This is a genomic window from Thiococcus pfennigii (assembly GCF_016583835.1).
Taxonomy (GTDB): Bacteria; Pseudomonadota; Gammaproteobacteria; order Chromatiales; family Chromatiaceae; genus Thiococcus; species Thiococcus pfennigii.
In genome coordinates, this window is the sequence record NZ_NRRW01000012.1 from 70,981 (window position 1) to 87,679 (window position 16,699).

At 68.7% G+C, this 16,699-nt stretch carries 16 protein-coding genes and 1 pseudogene; 5 read left to right on the plus strand and 12 right to left on the minus strand.

Translation table 11 applies throughout. The annotated features are described in order from the left end of the window. Nucleotides 1-59: 59 nt before the first annotated feature. Together smc and CKO41_RS06230 are read right to left on the minus strand one after the other, a co-directional pair. A complete protein-coding gene (smc, locus tag CKO41_RS06225) occupies nt 60-3,563 on the minus strand; it encodes a chromosome segregation protein SMC (protein ID WP_200381571.1) in 3,504 nt (1,167 codons plus the stop codon). Between the two features lie 99 nt (nt 3,564-3,662). Then, on the minus strand, nt 3,663-4,214 hold the full coding sequence (locus tag CKO41_RS06230) for an HD domain-containing protein (RefSeq protein WP_200381572.1): 552 nt from the start codon (nt 4,212-4,214) through the stop codon (nt 3,663-3,665). A gap of 231 nt (nt 4,215-4,445) precedes the next feature. On the opposite strand from CKO41_RS06230, the gene CKO41_RS06235 reads away from it, so the two are divergent. Together CKO41_RS06235 and CKO41_RS06240 are read left to right on the plus strand one after the other, a co-directional pair. After that, on the plus strand, nt 4,446-5,837 hold the full coding sequence (locus CKO41_RS06235) for a S8 family serine peptidase (RefSeq protein WP_200381573.1): 1,392 nt from the start codon (nt 4,446-4,448) through the stop codon (nt 5,835-5,837). Nucleotides 5,838-5,955: 118 nt separating this feature from the next. Continuing rightward, nucleotides 5,956-6,876: a thioesterase domain-containing protein gene (locus tag CKO41_RS06240; protein ID WP_200254499.1), complete on the plus strand. Its 921-nt coding sequence runs from the start codon at nt 5,956-5,958 to the stop codon at nt 6,874-6,876. Nucleotides 6,877-7,054: 178 nt separating this feature from the next. Here CKO41_RS06240 and CKO41_RS06245 read toward each other — a convergent pair whose 3' ends face one another. Continuing rightward, complete coding sequence (locus CKO41_RS06245; RefSeq protein WP_200381574.1) at nt 7,055-7,972, minus strand: polysaccharide deacetylase family protein; 918 nt, start codon at nt 7,970-7,972, stop codon at nt 7,055-7,057. A gap of 2 nt (nt 7,973-7,974) precedes the next feature. Continuing rightward, nucleotides 7,975-8,832, minus strand: coding sequence for a GNAT family N-acetyltransferase (locus tag CKO41_RS06250; protein ID WP_200381575.1), 858 nt, complete (start codon nt 8,830-8,832; stop codon nt 7,975-7,977). A gap of 218 nt (nt 8,833-9,050) precedes the next feature. On the opposite strand from CKO41_RS06250, the gene CKO41_RS06255 reads away from it, so the two are divergent. Further along, nucleotides 9,051-9,440 carry a nuclear transport factor 2-like protein gene (locus CKO41_RS06255; protein WP_200254169.1) on the plus strand — a complete coding sequence of 130 codons (390 nt, stop codon included), beginning with the start codon at nt 9,051-9,053 and terminating at the stop codon, nt 9,438-9,440. A gap of 74 nt (nt 9,441-9,514) precedes the next feature. Here CKO41_RS06255 and CKO41_RS06260 read toward each other — a convergent pair whose 3' ends face one another. Further along, nucleotides 9,515-9,892, minus strand: coding sequence for a radical SAM protein (locus CKO41_RS06260; protein ID WP_200381576.1), 378 nt, complete (start codon nt 9,890-9,892; stop codon nt 9,515-9,517). Between the two features lie 885 nt (nt 9,893-10,777). On the opposite strand from CKO41_RS06260, the gene CKO41_RS06265 reads away from it, so the two are divergent. Beyond that, complete coding sequence (locus tag CKO41_RS06265; protein WP_200381577.1) at nt 10,778-12,016, plus strand: cytochrome c peroxidase; 1,239 nt, start codon at nt 10,778-10,780, stop codon at nt 12,014-12,016. A gap of 448 nt (nt 12,017-12,464) precedes the next feature. Further along, nucleotides 12,465-13,451 carry a cytochrome-c peroxidase gene (locus CKO41_RS06270; protein WP_200381578.1) on the plus strand — a complete coding sequence of 329 codons (987 nt, stop codon included), beginning with the start codon at nt 12,465-12,467 and terminating at the stop codon, nt 13,449-13,451. Between the two features lie 46 nt (nt 13,452-13,497). Here CKO41_RS06270 and CKO41_RS06275 read toward each other — a convergent pair whose 3' ends face one another. From CKO41_RS06275 to CKO41_RS06305, 7 genes and pseudogenes are all read right to left on the minus strand, one after another. Next, a complete protein-coding gene (locus CKO41_RS06275) occupies nt 13,498-14,121 on the minus strand; it encodes a c-type cytochrome (protein ID WP_200381579.1) in 624 nt (207 codons plus the stop codon). Between the two features lie 338 nt (nt 14,122-14,459). Beyond that, nucleotides 14,460-14,750, minus strand: a complete 291-nt coding sequence (locus CKO41_RS06280) for a hypothetical protein (RefSeq protein WP_200381580.1) — start codon at nt 14,748-14,750, stop codon at nt 14,460-14,462. A gap of 95 nt (nt 14,751-14,845) precedes the next feature. Next, nucleotides 14,846-15,349 (minus strand): hypothetical protein, encoded by a 504-nt coding sequence (locus CKO41_RS06285; RefSeq protein WP_200381581.1) that lies wholly within the window; start codon nt 15,347-15,349, stop codon nt 14,846-14,848. Further along, nucleotides 15,346-15,639, minus strand: coding sequence for a nucleotidyltransferase family protein (locus CKO41_RS06290; RefSeq protein WP_200381582.1), 294 nt, complete (start codon nt 15,637-15,639; stop codon nt 15,346-15,348). The genes CKO41_RS06285 and CKO41_RS06290 overlap by 4 nt, the downstream gene beginning before the upstream one ends. A gap of 84 nt (nt 15,640-15,723) precedes the next feature. Further along, entirely contained in the window at nt 15,724-15,930 is a 207-nt protein-coding gene (locus CKO41_RS06295) for a hypothetical protein (RefSeq protein ID WP_200381583.1), read from the minus strand. A 99-nt stretch (nt 15,931-16,029) separates the two neighbouring features. Beyond that, the gene (locus CKO41_RS06300) at nt 16,030-16,536 is read right to left on the minus strand and encodes a DUF3089 domain-containing protein (RefSeq protein ID WP_276568915.1); all 507 of its coding nucleotides are present in this window, start codon (nt 16,534-16,536) and stop codon (nt 16,030-16,032) included. Further along, a pseudogene (locus CKO41_RS06305) lies at nt 16,524-16,699 on the minus strand (ISKra4 family transposase); the annotation flags it as partial. The gene CKO41_RS06300 and the pseudogene CKO41_RS06305, both read right to left, overlap by 13 nt.

The window sequence follows — 16,699 nt, forward strand, 5'->3', positions numbered from 1 at the left end:
GCTGGTTGCTGAAGATGGAATTCGCAGTATAGCAGCGGCCCGGCCACGGGTCCGCCCGCTCAGGACGCCGCGGCGAGCTGCACCGCCGCGCCCACATCGACCGAGACCAGGCGTGAGACGCCGGGCTCGTGCATGGTCACGCCGAGCAGGTGCTCGGCCACCTCCATCGTCACCTTGTTGTGGGTGATGAAGATGAATTGGACCTGGCTGGACATGGCCCGCAGCAGGTCGCAGAAACGCCCGACGTTGGCCTCGTCGAGCGGCGCATCGACCTCGTCGAGCATACAGAAAGGGGCCGGATTGAGCTGGAAGATCGCGAACACCAGGGCCACCGCGGTGAGGGCCTTCTCGCCGCCCGAGAGCAGGTGGATGCTGCTGTTGCGCTTGCCCGGGGGGCGCGCCATGACGGTCACGCCGGTCTCGAGCAGATCCTCGCCGGTCAGCTCGAGCGAGGCCTGGCCGCCGCCGAAGAGCCGCGGGAAGAGGCTGGCGAAGCCCTCGTTGACGCGCTCGAAGGTGTCCTTGAAGCGCTGACGCGTCTCGCGATCGATCTTGCGGATCGCCTGCTCCAGGGTCTCCAGCGAGCGGGTGATGTCGGCGTGCTGGGCATCGAGGTAGACGCGCCGCTCGGACTGCTCCTCGAGCTCGTCGATGGCCGCCAGGTTGACGGCCCCGAGGCGCTGGATGCGCGCCGCGATCTTCGCGAGCTCCTCCTGCCAGGCGGCCTCGCTCGCGCCCGGATCGAGCCCCTCGAGCAGGTCCCCGAGGGACTGCTCGGCGCTCGCGAGCTGCTCCTCCAACGTGCGCCGGCGCACCAGCCGCTCCTGGCGGGCGAGCCGCAGGGCATCGAGGGTCCGGGCCTGCTCGGCCAGGGCCTGCTCGACGCGCTGGCGCTCCTGCTCCTGGGCGCGAATCCGGGCATCGATCCCCTCGAGGTGCTCGCGCGCAGCGCGCAGGGCCGCGTCGGCCCGGACCTGCTGATCGAGCCGCTCCTCGAGCTCGGCCTGCTGCTCGGCGAGCGGCTCGGCCGCCTCGGCGACGGACCGCGTCAGCTCCTCGAGCCGCGCGGCGAGTTGGTCGCGCAGCCCTTGGGCGCGCACCAGGTTGCGCCGCAGGGCCTCCTGCTCGCTGCGCTGCGACTCGACGCCGACCTTGCGCTGCTGGACCTGGTCGCGGCCGGCCCGCTCGGCCGCTCGGGCCGCGGCCAGGGCCTCGCGCAGGGCGTCGCGCCGAGCGGCGAGCTGATCACGCTGCTCGGCGAGGGCCTCGATGCGCTCGAGCAGGTCGTGGAGCGCCTCGCGGCCGGCCTCGATCTCGGCGAGCCGCTCGCCGCGCCGCTCGCCGAGCTCGGCGCGCTCGGCCTCGACGCCGGCGCGCCGCTCGTGCAAATGCTCGAGCCGGGTGCGCCGCCCGACCAGCTCGGCGCGCAGCCGGCCGCGCTCGCGGTTGGCGGCCTCCAGCTCGGCGGCGATCCCCTCGCGCTGCGCCAGACGCTCGCGGCGGGCCGCCTGCGCCGCGTCCTGCTCGCCGACCAGCGCGGCCAGCGCCGCCTCCGCGGCGGCGATCTCGCGCCCGAGATCCTTCAGGGCCTCGGCCCGCTCCAGCACCCCGCCAACGGCCTGATCGAGGGTCGGACGGTGGAGCCAATTGGCCCCGACGAGGACCCCGTCGCGGGTGATCAGGCGCTCGCCCGGGCCGAGTTCGGCGCGCCGCGCCATCGCCGTCTCCAGGTCCTCGACACCACGCACCGAGGCCAGCAGGCTGTGCAGCGGCCAAGGGCAACGCACCCGGGCGAGCAGGCTGTCCTCGCCCGGGTCGGCCGTGGCCGCGGCCTCGCGCGTATCGAGCAGGGCCAAGGCGCCGACGGCCCCGGCGGCGCGCCCGTGGGCCTCGAAGTCGTCGGTGCAGACGGCCCGCAGGTGGGCGGCGAGGGCGACCTCGGCGGCGCGCTCCCAGCCCGGCTCGACCTCAAGGTGATCGAGGAGCCGCGGCGCCGCATCGAGGCCCGCGGCTTCGATCCAGCCGGCGAGGGCGGCATCCGGGTCCTGGCGCGCGGCCTCCTGGAGCGCCGCGAGGGAGGCCTGGCGGCCGCGCGCCTCCTGGAGCGCGGTGCGGGCCTGATCGAGGCGCCGCTGCAGCGCCTCGCCCTGCCGCTCCAGCTCGGCGAGGGCCTCGTCGACCTCGGCGCGCACCGCCGCTTGCTCCTCGACCCGGGCCTCCCAGGAGGCATCCTGTTCGAGCAGCGCCTCGACCTCGTCCTCGAGCGGCCGCGGGTCCAGGTGCTGGGCCTCCTCGGCGAGCCGCGCGAGGCGCCGCTCGTCCTGGGCCAGGCCCTGCTCCAAGTGGTTGATCCGCGCCCGCTCGGCCTGGGCCTGGGCGGCCGGAGCGGCCGCCTCGCGCTCCAGCACCTCCCACTGGGACTCCCACTCGTGCAGTTCGGCCTCGCACGAGGAGACCCGCGCGAGGGCCTCGGCGAGCTCGGCCTCGGCCCGCGCGAGCCCGGGTTCCTGCTCGGCGAGGGCCTCGGCCAGCTCGGCGAGGCGGCCCTCGTCGCGCGCCAGGTGGTCGACCGACTCGCCGAGCTCACGCTGCACGCGGGCGAGCTCGGCCTCCTGGCCGGCACGGGTCTCCTTCATGAACTGAATGGTCTGCTCGGCCCGGGCGATCGCGGCACCGACCTCGTAGTAGCGGCCCTGGGCGGCGTTGAAGGCCTCGGATGCCTCGCCATAGGCCTCGCGTTGGGCCTCCAGATCCGCCTCGATGCGCCGCTGGTGGGCCTGGGCCTCGGCGACCTTCACCTCGAGCCCACCGAGGGTGCGGTCCTGCTCGGCGATCTCGCGGTCGAGCGCCTGCCAGCGCAACGCCTTGAGCTCGGCCTCGCGCTGGCGCTCCTCGGCCTTCAACTGCTGGTAGCGCACGGCGCTCGCCGCCTGACGTTCCAGGTGTTGGAGCTGCTTGGCGACCTCGTCGCGCAGGTCGTTGAGGCGGTCGAGGTTGTCGCGGGTGTGGCGCATCCGCGTCTCGGTCTCGCGACGCCGTTCCTTGTATTTCGAGATGCCGGCGGCCTCCTCGAGGAACAGGCGCAGGTCCTCGGGCCGCGCCTCGATCAGCCGCGAGATCGTGCCCTGCTCGATGATGGCGTAGCTGCGCGGGCCGAGCCCGGTGCCGAGGAAGAGGTCCTGCACGTCGCGGCGCCGGCAACGGGCGCCGTTCAGGAAATAGAGGGACTGGCCGTCGCGCGAGACCTGGCGCTTGACGGCGATCTGACTGAAACGGGCGTACTCGCCGCCGGCCGCGCCGTCGGCATTGTCGAAGAGGAGTTCGATGCTCGCGGTGCCGACCGGCTTGCGACCGCTGGAGCCGTTGAAGATCACGTCCGCCATCGACTCGCCGCGCAGCATCTTCGCCGAGCTCTCGCCCATCACCCAGCGCACTGCGTCGATGACGTTGGACTTGCCGCAGCCGTTGGGCCCGACGACGCCGACCAGGTTGCTCGGGAACGGCACCGAGGTCGGGTCGACGAAGGACTTGAAGCCGGCGAGCTTGATCTTCTCTAGACGCATCGTGGAAAGATACCGGAAGGGGATTTCGCCGCACAAGCAGCGCCCTGCGGGGCCGTGCGGCGGCCCGATCGAGCCACGGCCGGGGGCACAACGCCAGGTTCAGTCGAGTTCGCCGGCCCGCGCGAGGAGCCCATCGAGGATCGCCTCGAGCCCCGGATGGGTGCCGCGCAGGCCGGCGGCCACCTGCGCGGCCCAGGCGAAATAGTCCCGCTTGCGCACCGCCGACCAGCCGGCCGGCGGGGCCGCCAGGAGATCGCGCAGGTTGCAGATCTTGTCGGCCAGTTTGACGAGCTTGGCCGGCGTCGAGAGGTCGGCGGCATGAGCCACCTGGCGCGCCTTGCGTTCGGCCTTGGGCAGCGCCTTGTCGTCGGTGACCTCCAGCACGATCGCGGTGATCCGCTCGCCGAAGTGCCCGACGAGCTCGGCGGAGGTCGTCTCCGTGTCCTCGATGGTGTCGTGCAGGACCGCCGCACAGAGGACGACCGGATCTCGGATGTCGCCCTCGTTGACGAGGACGTCGGCCAACGCGATCGGGTGGTTGATGTACGGCGAGGCCGCGACATCCTTGCGCCGCTGCTGGCGGTGCTTGTCGGCCGCGAAGGCCAACGCCCTCACGAACCGACCGATCCCCTCGGACGCAGGGTCGCGCATCGATCGGCCTCCCCGAATACCTGCAATTCATCCGGGATCCCCTGTTGGACAACCCGGTCGCCGCCACCTATTCTGAAGTGCCGCCTCGACGCATACAACCGGACGGGCCTGCGCCCGACCGCGATGCGTCGACCGGCCATTCGGACTTCTCTGTCGAGGGCGGCGGGTGGGCAGGTACCCCCCGTGCCCTTCGCTAACGATCACTGAACGCGTGAAACCTGAGGGCGTATCATGAAGAGAGGAATCCTGAGCGCGGGGATCGCGGCCTGCCTGTTGTGCGGAGCCGGATCGGCATCGGCCGGCGGGCCGCTGGCCGAGATCGCCGGCCAATCGGCCACGACGTCGCAGATCATCGTGCGCATCGATCGCGACGAGGGTTCGGCTGGCGCGCGCATCGACAACCGCGAACTCGGCCGGCTCTCCGCTGCGGCCGGGGTCCCCCTGACGCCGGTGCGCGAGATGTCCGGCGGCGCGTGGGTGCTGCGATTGCCGCAGGCGATGCCGATCGAGCACATGGATCTGCTCATCGAGCGCCTCTCCGCCCTCCCCGAGGTCGATTACGCGGTGCCCGACCGGGTCATGCGGCCGCAGGTCTTCGCGACCGTCGTCCAGGGGCCGAACGATCCCCTCTACCCGGATCAGTGGCACTACACCGACCCGGTATCCGGCATCGATCTGCTGGCCGCCTGGCAGGTCACGACGGGCGATCCCGACGTCCAAGTCGCTGTCATCGACACCGGTATCCTCGGCGACCACGAGGACCTGACCGGACGCTGGGACGGCGGCTACGACTTCATCTCCATGGGATTCAACGCCCGCGACCGCGACGGCCGCGACCCGGATCCGTCCGACGAGGGCGACTGGTTCCTCGGGGCGTCGAGTTCCTGGCACGGCAGCCACGTCGCCGGGACGATCGGCGCTGCGACCAACAACCAGACCGGCGTGGCCGGCATCGCCTATTCCAGCGGGATCCAACCGCTGCGGGTGCTCGGCCGCTTGGGCGGTTTCAGCTCCGATATCGTCGACGCGATGCGCTGGGCGGCCGGGTTGAACGTACCTGGCATCCCCGCCAACCCGAACCCGGCGAAGGTCCTGAACCTGAGCCTCGGCGGCGGTGGGACCTGCGACATCCTCTACCAGAGCGCCATCGATGACGTGGTCGCGGCCGGCAGCGTCGTCGTCGTAGCCGCGGGCAACAGCAACGACGACGCAGGGTTCTACTCGCCGGCCAGCTGCGACGACGTCGTCACAGTGGGCGCCATCGGCATCACCGGCAACCGCGCCTCCTACAGCAACTACGGCAGCACGGTCGAGATCAGCGCCCCCGGCGGCGACTACGACGGTGGCGTCCTCTCGACGATCGACAGTGGCGCGCGGCGACCGCGCGGGGACACCTACGCCGAGTATGCGGGCACCAGCATGGCGACGCCGCACGTCGCCGGCGTCGTCGCGCTGATGTTGTCAGTCAATCCAACCCTGACACCGGCCCAGGTCGCGCAGATCCTGCAAGACACGGCCCGCGCGTTCCCCACCGGCAGCGCGTGCGACCTGGATCCGGACCTCTGTGGGGCCGGCATCGTCGACGCCGCGGCCGCCGTGAACGCCGCCGCTGGCGCTCGCTAGGCGGGGACCGCCTTGGCCCTCGGGCCAAGGCGGCAATGCCGCCGACGCATCGAGTTCGCCATTGCCCGCGCCTCGCCGCGACGAGGCGCTGACAGGGGCACCGACGAGGACGGCCATTTTGGATATCATCGCGCGACGCGCTCGCCGCGAGCGACTGAAGCCCCGCTTCGGCTGGGGTATCGCCCTGCTCTTCGCGTTGATCGCCGCACCCTGCGTCGCGGCCGCGGAGGTCGAGGTCACGACCGGCACGCGCACGACCGCGCTCGGCGACCCGATCCCCTATGCCCTCTACGTTCCGCAACCCGGCAGCGGCCCGACGGATCCGCCCTACCCGGCGCTGATCCTGACCCACGGCTTCGCCCGGGACTACGGCCGCCACATCGACAAGGCGGTGCGCTTCGCCAGGCACGGCCTCATCGTCCTGACGCCCAGCCTCCTCCCGGCCGATGCCGGGGCGACGGCCCACGCCCGCAACGTCGCCAACACCGCCGATCACCATCGCTGGCTCGCCACACGCGGCGCCGACCCGGCGGACCCGCTGTTCGGCCTCGTCGATGCCCAGCGCATCGCGCTCGCCGGCCACAGCGCCGGCGCTGCGATCAGCCTGGAGGCGACCCAGGCCCTGCAACGGCGCGGCGCGCCCGTTGCCGCGCTCGTGCTCCTCGACGGCGCGACCTATGCCCGCACGGAACGAATCGCACCACTCCTGCGCGAACTGCCGCTGCTCAGCCTGCGCTCGGAGCCGAGCGCCTGCAACGAATTCGGGGCGATCGAGAACCTGCCGGCGCTGGTCCGCTTCCCGATCACGGACATCGAGATCGCCGGCGCGACCCACTGCGCCCCCGAGGGGCCGACCGATATCGCATGCGAGGTCCTCTGCGGGGTCAGCACCGACGAGGCCCATGCCGCCTACGAAGCCCTGACCGAGGGATTCCTCGAAGAGGCGCTGGGTGTGGTCAGACCCGCGCCGACGACCGAACACGCGGACATGCCGGCAATGCGGCAATCAGCCAGAAGGGAGGCAGCGCCCGGGCGATGACCTCTTGGTCATGATTCGCAAATGATCGGTGCAAACGTCGGGTTCCGCCGCGCAACCCGACACCGAAGGCCGAAACACACCGCTCCTCGTCTTCGCATTCCCTCCCAGCTGGTCGCAAGGCCCGTGATCGGACAGGCATGCGAAGGCTGGCACGCCGCACGCCCCCCGCCGCCCGAACTCAGGCGCCATCCGGCCGGCCGAAGCACCGGATCCAGTGCTCGGCGATCTCGCGGCGCCGACAGATCCAAACGCCCTCGTGGGCCGCGACATGGTCGAGGAAGCGGGCCACGGCCGCGGCCCGCGCCGGATGGCCGCTGATGCGCGCGTGCAGGCCGACGCTCATCAGGGCCGGCCGCTCCCGGCCCTCGGCCCAGAGGACGTCGAAGGCGTCGCGCAGCCGGGCGAAGAAGTCGTCGGCCGTCGTGCAGCCGGGGGCGAGGAGCCAGTGGATGTCGTTGGTCACCAGGCTGTAGGGGATGATCAGGTGCGCGCGGCCACCGTCGCTCAGCCAATACGGCCGCTCGTCGTCGTAGGCATCCGAGTCGTAGAGAAAACCACCGGCCTCGACGAGGAGCCGGCGCGTGTTCGGACTGACCCGACCCGTGTACCAGCCGACCGGCCGCCGGCCGGTCACCGCCTCGATGATCCGGCAGGTGCGCGCGATGTGCGCCCGCTCGGTCGCCTCGTCGACGTCGCGATAGTCGATCCAGCGGTAGCCGTGCCCGGCGACCTCGTGGCCGAGTTCGGCGAGCGCGGCGCCAGCCTCCGGGTTGAGCTCCAGTGCCCGCCCGGCGGCGAAGGCCGTGAGCGGCAGGGCACGCGCCTCGAACAGGCGCAGCAGGCGCCAGAGGCCGACCCGCGCGCCATAGTCGTAGAAACCCTCGGCGCTGTAGTGGCGCTGCCCGAGCCGCCGGCGGGTGCCGGGCAGCTCGGCCAGATAGTCCTCGGAGCCGTCGTCGCCGTTGAGGATGGTGCGCTCGGCCCCCTCCTCGACATTGAGGACGAATTGCAGCGCCAGCCGCGCGCCGCCCGGCCAGCGGGGATCGGGCGGGGTGCGCCCGGCGCCCCGCAGGTCGCGCCGATGCCAGGCGTCCACGATCAGCCGAGCTCGAAGGTCGTCACGCCGAAGACCTCGCCATCGGGCAGGTCCGGTGGCGGGCCATAGTACATGCGGGCGCAGCCGAATACCTCTCGCAGGCCGTGGCGCTCGGCGAGCGCCAGCGCCGCCGGGTTGTTCTCCGGCACGTCGAGGAAGAATGGCTCGCCGGCCGCACGATCGGCGAGCCCGCGGAAGAGCACCTCGGCGATCTCGCCGTCGGCGGCGAACAGCGGCCCGATCTTGAAGCCCCGCCGACAGGGGCGGATGACGCCGTAGCCGCGCAACGCGCCGTCGGCCAGCACGCCGAGCGCGCGACCGCCAGGCTGCGCGATCCAGGCCGCGAGGAAGCCGGCTCGCGGTGCCGCAAAGTGCGCGGCATCGTAACGCGCGACCTCGTCGAAGGGGACCGCGGCCAGGTCGACCAGGCGCCCGTCCGGGTCTGCGCTCACTCCGACCCCTTCGAAGCGCAGGTCCCTGTGGCTCAAGACGAAACCACCGCGGGCGTAGAAGGCCTGCATCGCGAAGACCCCGTCCATGCCGATCACCGCCGGCGCCCGCAGGCGCGCGATCAGGCGATCGCGGCGGGCGTACCAGAGCTGCCGACCGAGGCCGCGGTGGCGGTGGTCCGGGCGGACGATGAAGAAGCCCATGAAACCGAACCGCCGATCGTAGGCGACGATCGAGCCGCCGCCGATCAACTCGCCGCCGAGATCGGCCGCGATGAAGCCATCGGGATCCGTATCCCAGAAGATCGACGCATCGTGAAGACCGGGATTCCAGCCCTCGGCAGCGGCCCAGTCGACCAGGGTATCCAGCTCGGCGCGCGTCATCGCGCGGATGGTCACTGCATCGGCCATGAACGCGCTCCTCCCTCGGCGGGCGGTGGTGGACGGGATCAGGACGCGGACCTGTGCGAAGGATAGCGCCGCCACCCCGACCAAGGAACCTCGGAGGCAAGGAACGGCCCGCCGCGATCACCCCGGACGCACGCCAAAAGCCTGCCGGGCCGACCCTGGACGCACCCGGGAAAACCCTGCACCATCGCCATCGTCGACGATGCGTTCAGGAGACCCCCGTGGCTACCGACCCCCTCTCGATCGTCGAGGCCTACCTCGACGCCCGCGATGCCTATGACTACGAGGGCGCGCGGGCCCTGCTCGCCAATGCCGGATTCCAATTCGCAAGCCCGATCGCCCGCTTCGATGACGCCGACGCCTTCATCGCGCACGCGATCGCCACCAGTGGGATCATCCGGCAGGTCGAGCGACGCAAGGCCTTCGTCGACGGCCACGACGTCTGTCACTTCCTGACCTATCACATCCAGATCTCGGAGAAGCTGGCCGTGCCGGTCGCCCAATGGGCGCAGGTCATCGACGGGCACATCCGGCGCATCGAGACGCTCTTCGATGCCACCCCCTACAGCGACCTCTTTCCCGATCGCAACGCCACCGACGGCCGAACCTGATCCGCACCCCATACGCCGAGGGCCAAGGCGGGCCGGTCGCAGCGCTGGGCGCGGTGCTGGACGCCGACGCAGCCTCATCCCTCCGCGGCCAAGGGAATGAAGCGGATCCCGCGGACGCCCAGCGCCCGGCTCAACGCGAGCACGTCCGTGAGTTCGGCGCGGTTCGACGGCATCACCGTGAAGGCGAGGACGATGTTGGCGCCGCGCGCGACCAAGCGCGGCACGATGGCCTCGTAGGTCTCGGACTTGGCGCCGTGCAGACCGACCTGGATCGCCGAGAAGAGGGCCGCGGCGGTCTCCTCCAGCTCGTGACCGATCACGAGCGCGTTCGTCGCCAGATTCAACCGCCGAATGCCGCGCTTGCGCGCAAAATAGGCCAGCTCGATCAGGTGCGGCTGCAGGGTGGGCTCGCCGCCGAGGAAGCTGACCTCATCGACGACAAAGGGCTTCATCTTCAGCGACCTCGGGATCATCACGGCATGCGGTCCGGAGACGAACGACCCACGACGGCAGCGGCTCGCCGGCCAGCCGTATCGGCCGGCCGCGCCCGACAATCGCGTGGGACGACTCGATCGCTCGCCGTCGGCGACACGCGACGATGACGTTCAGCGCGCGAGTTGCCGAGTCGGACCAACGCGATCGAGAAGCCGGAGTCGCCGAGGCTTGTGCGTCGATGGCACAGAGGGCAGGGAGGGCGGCGTGTACGCCTTATCGTAATCGTGCGTGAATCGCGGCGACCGGTCTGCTTTGAAGATAGACGGTCTCCGGCAAGTTGCAAGGCCCAAGCGCCGCTGCTTCGGCGTCATCCCGCGGCGAGGCACGCGCGGCCACTCGCACCCGAATCGTGAACGACGCCCTGCCGTGCGGTCCGATCTGCGCGCCGTCGGCATTCGGGCAACCGAGTTGAGCTGGCTCAGGTCATCGCCGCCGCCGTTGATCTACCCTGTCAGGATCCCGACAGATCGCCTTATGGGGACCTTGAACCCAAGAACGGCAGTTGCCGCTTAATCATGGATTCAGGTGGTTGAAATCGCGCGGTGGCTCTAGGTGGGTCCTGCTCACCCGCTCGGTGAAGGCCGCTACGGCACCCGATGCACGTCGCGCGCGGCGCACCTCGGGCACCGTCCAACTGCCGCTTTTGGGTTGAAAAATTGCCATCCGGGCAATTTTCCAAGACGCGAAGCCAAGATGCGATTTCCGCTTCGCTTCATTTCTTCGGCCGCGTAGGCAGCTCGAGAACGGCAGGCACCTCCGATAGGCAGGTGCAGCCTGGTGGCAGGGCCATCGGCAGACGATGAGCGGCCACGTGCCCGAGATCAGTTACCGAGAGGCACAAGATGAAACACGAGATTCTCGTCACGGCCTTGGTCGCAGCGATACCCGCCGCCACCGCCCTCGCCAGCGAGCCGATCACACCGATCCGCCCGGCCCAGGAGATCAACCTCGCCCAGGCCGAGCTCGGCAAGAAGCTCTATTTCGACCCGAGGCTCTCGAAATCGGGCTTCATCTCCTGCAACTCCTGCCACAACCTGAGCATGGGCGGGACCGACAACCTGCCCACCTCGATCGGCCACAACTGGCAACAGGGGCCGATCAACTCGCCGACGGTGCTCAACTCGAGCCTGAACGTCGCCCAGTTCTGGGACGGGCGCGCCGCCGACCTCAAGGAGCAGGCCGGCGGCCCGATCGCCAACCCCGGCGAGATGGCCTTCACGCACACCCTGGCGATCGACGTCCTCCAATCGATCCCCGGCTACGTCAGGGAGTTCCGGCTGGTCTTCGGTGAAGAGGGCATCGATATCGACAAGGTCACCGAGGCCATCGCCGAGTTCGAAGAGACCCTGGTCACACCCAACTCGCGCTTCGACCAATGGCTGCTCGGCGACGAGGACGCCTTGAGCGACGAGGCGGTCGCCGGCTACCAACTGTTCAAGAACAGCGGCTGCACCGCCTGCCACAATGGGGCCGCCGCCGGGGGCACCACCTTCCAGAAGATGGGCGTGGTCGAGCCCTACCAGACCGACAACCCCGCCGAGGGCCGCTACGCGGTCACCGGCAAGGACGCCGACCGCTTCAACTTCAAGGTCCCGACCCTGCGCAATGTCGAACTGACCTACCCCTACTTCCACGACGGTGCCGCCTGGACCCTCGAAGAGGCGGTCAACACCATGGGCCGCATCCAGCTCGGCAAGAAGTTCACCCCCGAGGAGAACGCCCAGATCGTCGCCTTCCTCAAGAGCCTGACCGGTGAGCAGCCAAGCTTCGCCCTGCCGATCCTGCCCCCTTCGAGCGAAAGCACGCCACAACCGAAACCGTTCGACGACGAAACCGCATACGACAGCGACGCCACTACAGACGCACAGGAGCCGTCACCCGCGACCGCAGCCGCCGCGCCCGCCCCGTCGACCGGCCAGTTGCAGGAACGCCTGCAAGCGCTCGGCTATGACCCCGGGCCGAGTGACGGTATCTGGGGGCCTCGCACCCGCCGCGCCCTGCAACACTTTCAGCGTGACCAAGGCCTAGACGCAAGCGGCGAGATCGATGCGGCGACAGCGACCGCGCTCGGTTTCGAATAGGCGCGCTCGGGCGGCGAGGCGCGTCGACCTGAAATGTGCACGAACCGTACTCCGACCGTTGAGTTGACCCGGCTCAGGTCGTCGTCACCTGGGCTGCTCTACTCTGATGACACCTTGAAAGCTCGCCCTCCGGGCCATCTTTCGAGACGCAAAGCGCGCCGGCCTGGACAGTCGGGCGGCTGGCGCTTTGCCTTACTTTCAGCCGCGTAGGCAGCTTAGGCGATTGCCGGAAATGTTTATACCAGATGGTGCAGGATTGAAGCTTGCCTTCAAGGAGCACCACCAGGAGCATAGCCGGGCTATGTGATTGGTGGTGCGACACTGAAGGCGGGCGTCAAGACAAGCCAGATGGTATGAACATTGACAGAAATCGCCTTAGAAGTAGTGGACGGGCCGAGGGCCGGCAATTGCCGCCACACGCCCAAACACAGTTACCGAGAGGCACAAGATGAAACACGAGATTCTCGTCACGGCCTTGGTCGCAGCGATACCCGCCGCCACCGCCCTCGCCAGCGAGCCGATCACACCGATCCGCCCGGCCCAGGAGATCAACCTCGCCCAGGCCGAGCTCGGCAAGAAGCTCTATTTCGACCCGAGGCTCTCGAAATCGGGCTTCATCTCCTGCAACTCCTGCCACAACCTGAGCATGGGCGGGACCGACAACCTGCCCACCTCGATCGGCCACAACTGGCAACAGGGGCCGATCAACTCGCCGACGGTGCTCAACTCGAGCCTGAACGTCGCCCAGTTCTGGGACGGGCGCGCCGCCGACCTCAAGGAGCAGGCCGGCGGCCCGATCGCCAACCCCGGCGAGATGGCCTTCACGCACACCCTGGCGATCGACGTCCTCCAATCGATCCCCGGCTACGTCAGGGAGTTCCGGCTGGTCTTCGGTGAAGAGGGCATCGATATCGACAAGGTCACCGAGGCCATCGCCGAGTTCGAAGAGACCCTGGTCACACCCAACTCGCGCTTCGACCAATGGCTGCTCGGCGACGAGGACGCCTTGAGCGACGAGGCGGTCGCCGGCTACCAACTGTTCAAGAACAGCGGCTGCACCGCCTGCCACAATGGGGCCGCCGCCGGGGGCACCACCTTCCAGAAGATGGGCGTGGTCGAGCCCTACCAGACCGACAACCCCGCCGAGGGCCGCTACGCGGTCACCGGCAAGGACGCCGACCGCTTCAACTTCAAGGTCCCGACCCTGCGCAATGTCGAACTGACCTACCCCTACTTCCACGACGGTGCCGCCTGGACCCTCGAAGAGGCGGTCAACACCATGGGCCGCATCCAGCTCGGCAAGAAGTTCACCCCCGAGGAGAACGCCCAGATCGTCGCCTTCCTCAAGAGCCTGACCGGCGACCAGCCGACCTTCGCCCTGCCGATCCTGCCACCCTCGGGCGAGAACACACCACAACCCCAGCCGTTCGATTGACGAGCGAATGTCCGCGGGGCCGGCACCGGCGGGCCTCGCGGATCGCTTACTCGTCGACCGCCGCCGGCTCGGCCGGCGCGCCGTCCTGGTCTCTGGTCAGGCTACTGGCATAGAACTCGCTGAGTGCGATCAGATCGGTATCCGACAGCCTCTCGAGGCGCTCCTGCATCAGCGGCGGCTGTGGCATCTGGCTTGCCGCCACGCGATAGTCCTGCATCTGATACAGCAGGTAGCCCCGGGCCTGGCCGGCGAGCGGCGGCGTGTCCTTGTCCTGGAAGTGACCGCTCTGCTCATGACACTCCTCGCAATGTTCGGCATGCAGCGCCCGGCCGCGCTGCGCGCGTCGAGGGTCGACCTCTTCGAGCCGACCAACCCAGGGTCGAGTGCCGAAGTGCAGCGCCATGCGCTGCAACTGGCCGGACGTATAGCCCTTGGCGATCCGTCCCATGACCGTACCCTGGCGCAGCCCCTTTCGAAATGCCTGCATCGTGGCATAGAAATAGAGGACATTCAGGCCGGAGATCGTCGGGACGTGCCGGCCCTCGCTGACGCCGTCCGGCCCGTGGCACCCATTGCATGCCAAGGAGAGGGGGTCTGACGCGACCGTTCCCCCAGGCAGCAGTCCGACGATCAACAGAACGAAAAGGCGAAGACGGGCGAGGATCGGCATCGGGAAACGGGGTGGAGCGGTGGCGGCCTGCGCGGCGATAGCTACGGTCGGCCCCGGATTGTAACCCACCGGACTCGGAAATCCCCGCCTCCCGGGCAGGATCGCGTCGGCACCACCCGGGCCCGTCGCCCCCGCGCGGCCGACGGCGCGCCGCACGAGCTGGTTGGCCGGCGATTGGCTGCCCGGATCGTCCGCAAGCGGATTCGTCCAAGCGCAGGCGACGCCGGCAGAAGCAACCGGTAACCCTCGTCTGCCCTCTCCTGCGGCTCAGGACGGATCCGTCGTGGCCCTCGTCGACGACCCGCGCGGTCGTGCGCGGGCGGTCGCCGTCGAACCGCTCACGACAGCAGGCCAGCCACGGTGATCGTCGTATAAACGGCCGCAACCGGGGCCGCCAGGGCAAGGATCGCGTAAGAAAACGCCCGGGCAGTCGAGCGCATCAGCGCGAGCAGCGTGAACACGAGCGCAACGATCGTGACGCCAACGCCAGAGAAGAACAAGCTCTTCACACATTCCGTCTGGCACGTGCGACCCTCGAAGGGTCCCGAAAGCAGGGCCTGGCCGGTCGTCACCGTCAAGACCCAAGCGGCAATCGTCAACAGCAGCGCGAGCACCGGAAGTACTTTCACAGCGTTCCACCTCCATCTGTCTGGCCAATTAGACTATGTTGATCACTTCGAGGCACACACCTTCGGTTGGCGCACACCCAAGCCTGGACACCCGATCAGACCGATGAGCGCGGCAGAAGATCGCCCCGCGCCTGCAAACGCTGCTGGATCGAACGGTAGATCTGAACCAGACGCTCGGCAGCCACCATCGCGAGTTCGAGCCGGGCCAACCGCTCCACGACGCCCGCCAGATAATCGTGGGTAAACTCGTTGCGAATGCGCCGCAACTCGCTCCAGCCCTCGGCCGACCCGAGCCAGCCGATCTGTTCCAGCCGGTTGAGGCGATCGAGCACCGGCATCGCCGCGGGATCTTCACCCAAAGCCCGCAGCAGGGCGGGCATGAGCCGCGCTCCCATATCGTCCTGTAGACGCGTATAACGATAGGCAAACTGATCGAGCAAGCGACGATCGGCTTTATCCAGGCGTCCCAGCCTGACCAGGTCGAGCGGTTGCCGACGTAGATCGGCCAGCGCCTCCTGCAACGCGTCGTGATGTGTGCCGCACAGGTAACACGCCTGCTCGAGCGCGAGCCGAGCCGCAGGATCCGGACGCGCTGTCATAGTCGAATCCCCTGCGTATGTGCAATCTGGATGATAGGGCGACGGTCGACCGTTTCGATGACGACGTCGATCTTGCGCTCGCCCAGCATCAGCTCTAGCCGCCCTAGCAGACGAATCTTGTCGATCAGCCCATGTCGGGCGCCTTCCGCCGGGCGAATCAGCAAATCGATATCGCCGCCGCGTTTCTGATCGTCCACTCTGGAGCCGAACAGCCAGACCTGCGCTGCGTCACCATAGACATCCGCCGTCGCTCGTTTGATCGCGTCGACTTGCTGAACGGTCAAGCGCATGAGCCTGTCCTCCGGTATCGGCCTTGCCAGACGACGGCATCAGTCCCGTCGCAAATCAGGGCACCTTGAGACATTCAAGGCGCCCTACTGTCTGCGGAAGGCTGAAAGTCGCGTCTCCGCATTCCGGCGGATATTCGCGTAGAACAGGTTGTAGTCCATCAGGTGCATGCTCTTGCCGAGGGGGACATAGCCGCTCTGCTCGGGTTTATTGACCCATAGCTTGCCGTCGACGCACTGGGCGTCGGTAACGCCGGGATCGAGTCTGTCGAATTTGTGCGGTGTTTCACCCAAGTTGAGCTCCCTGGGCGCGTAGTCCCCGTCGCGGCGCCAGGTTAGCGGGTTGATACAGCAGCCCTCGCGCTTCGAGTGTCCGCGCGATTCGCTCGCGCCTCAGATGTAGGTGCTCCAAGACACGAAACGGCCTGTCTGGTCGGCGCGATCGCACGGCGGAATGTTCGCGAAGGCGCCGCAGGGGACTGGCCAACCGATCACATAGGCCGCCACGAGACGCTTCCTCAGTGCCGGATCCTTGTCGAAGAACTCGGCGAGCAAGCGCATAGCATGCAAGGAGCCCTGGCTGTGGGAAGCGATGATCAGCGGCCTGCCTTCGTCGAAGTGCGCCAGGAAGTAGCGAAAGGCATCGCGCACGTCTTCGTAAGCCATGTCCAAAGCGCCGCGCCCGCTCGGGGATCGCGACATGAAGCTCTTGAGCGCGGCTTGCCGATACCGGGGAGCGTAGACGCGGCAACAGCTGTTGAAGGCGCTCGCCTGCAAGCGGATCGGACCCTGGTCGGTGAGATGGTTCAGCCGCTCGTCGTCCGTGGTGGCATTCCACCCGCGCATCGACAGATAGGTCGTGGGGGTGCGGCCTCCGCATAATGTGCTCAGCCGGCGCATTGAGCCCCGAACTGATCGATCTTCTGCCAGAACTGCGTCCACCGCCCGGCGGTGTGGGTGAGGGCGCGCAGGCTGAGGACGATCTTCGCGCCTTTGTTCTTCCAGCGCATGCCGGAGGCGCAGAGCCGTTGCTTGACCAGGGTCTTGCAGGCCGCCTCGGTGA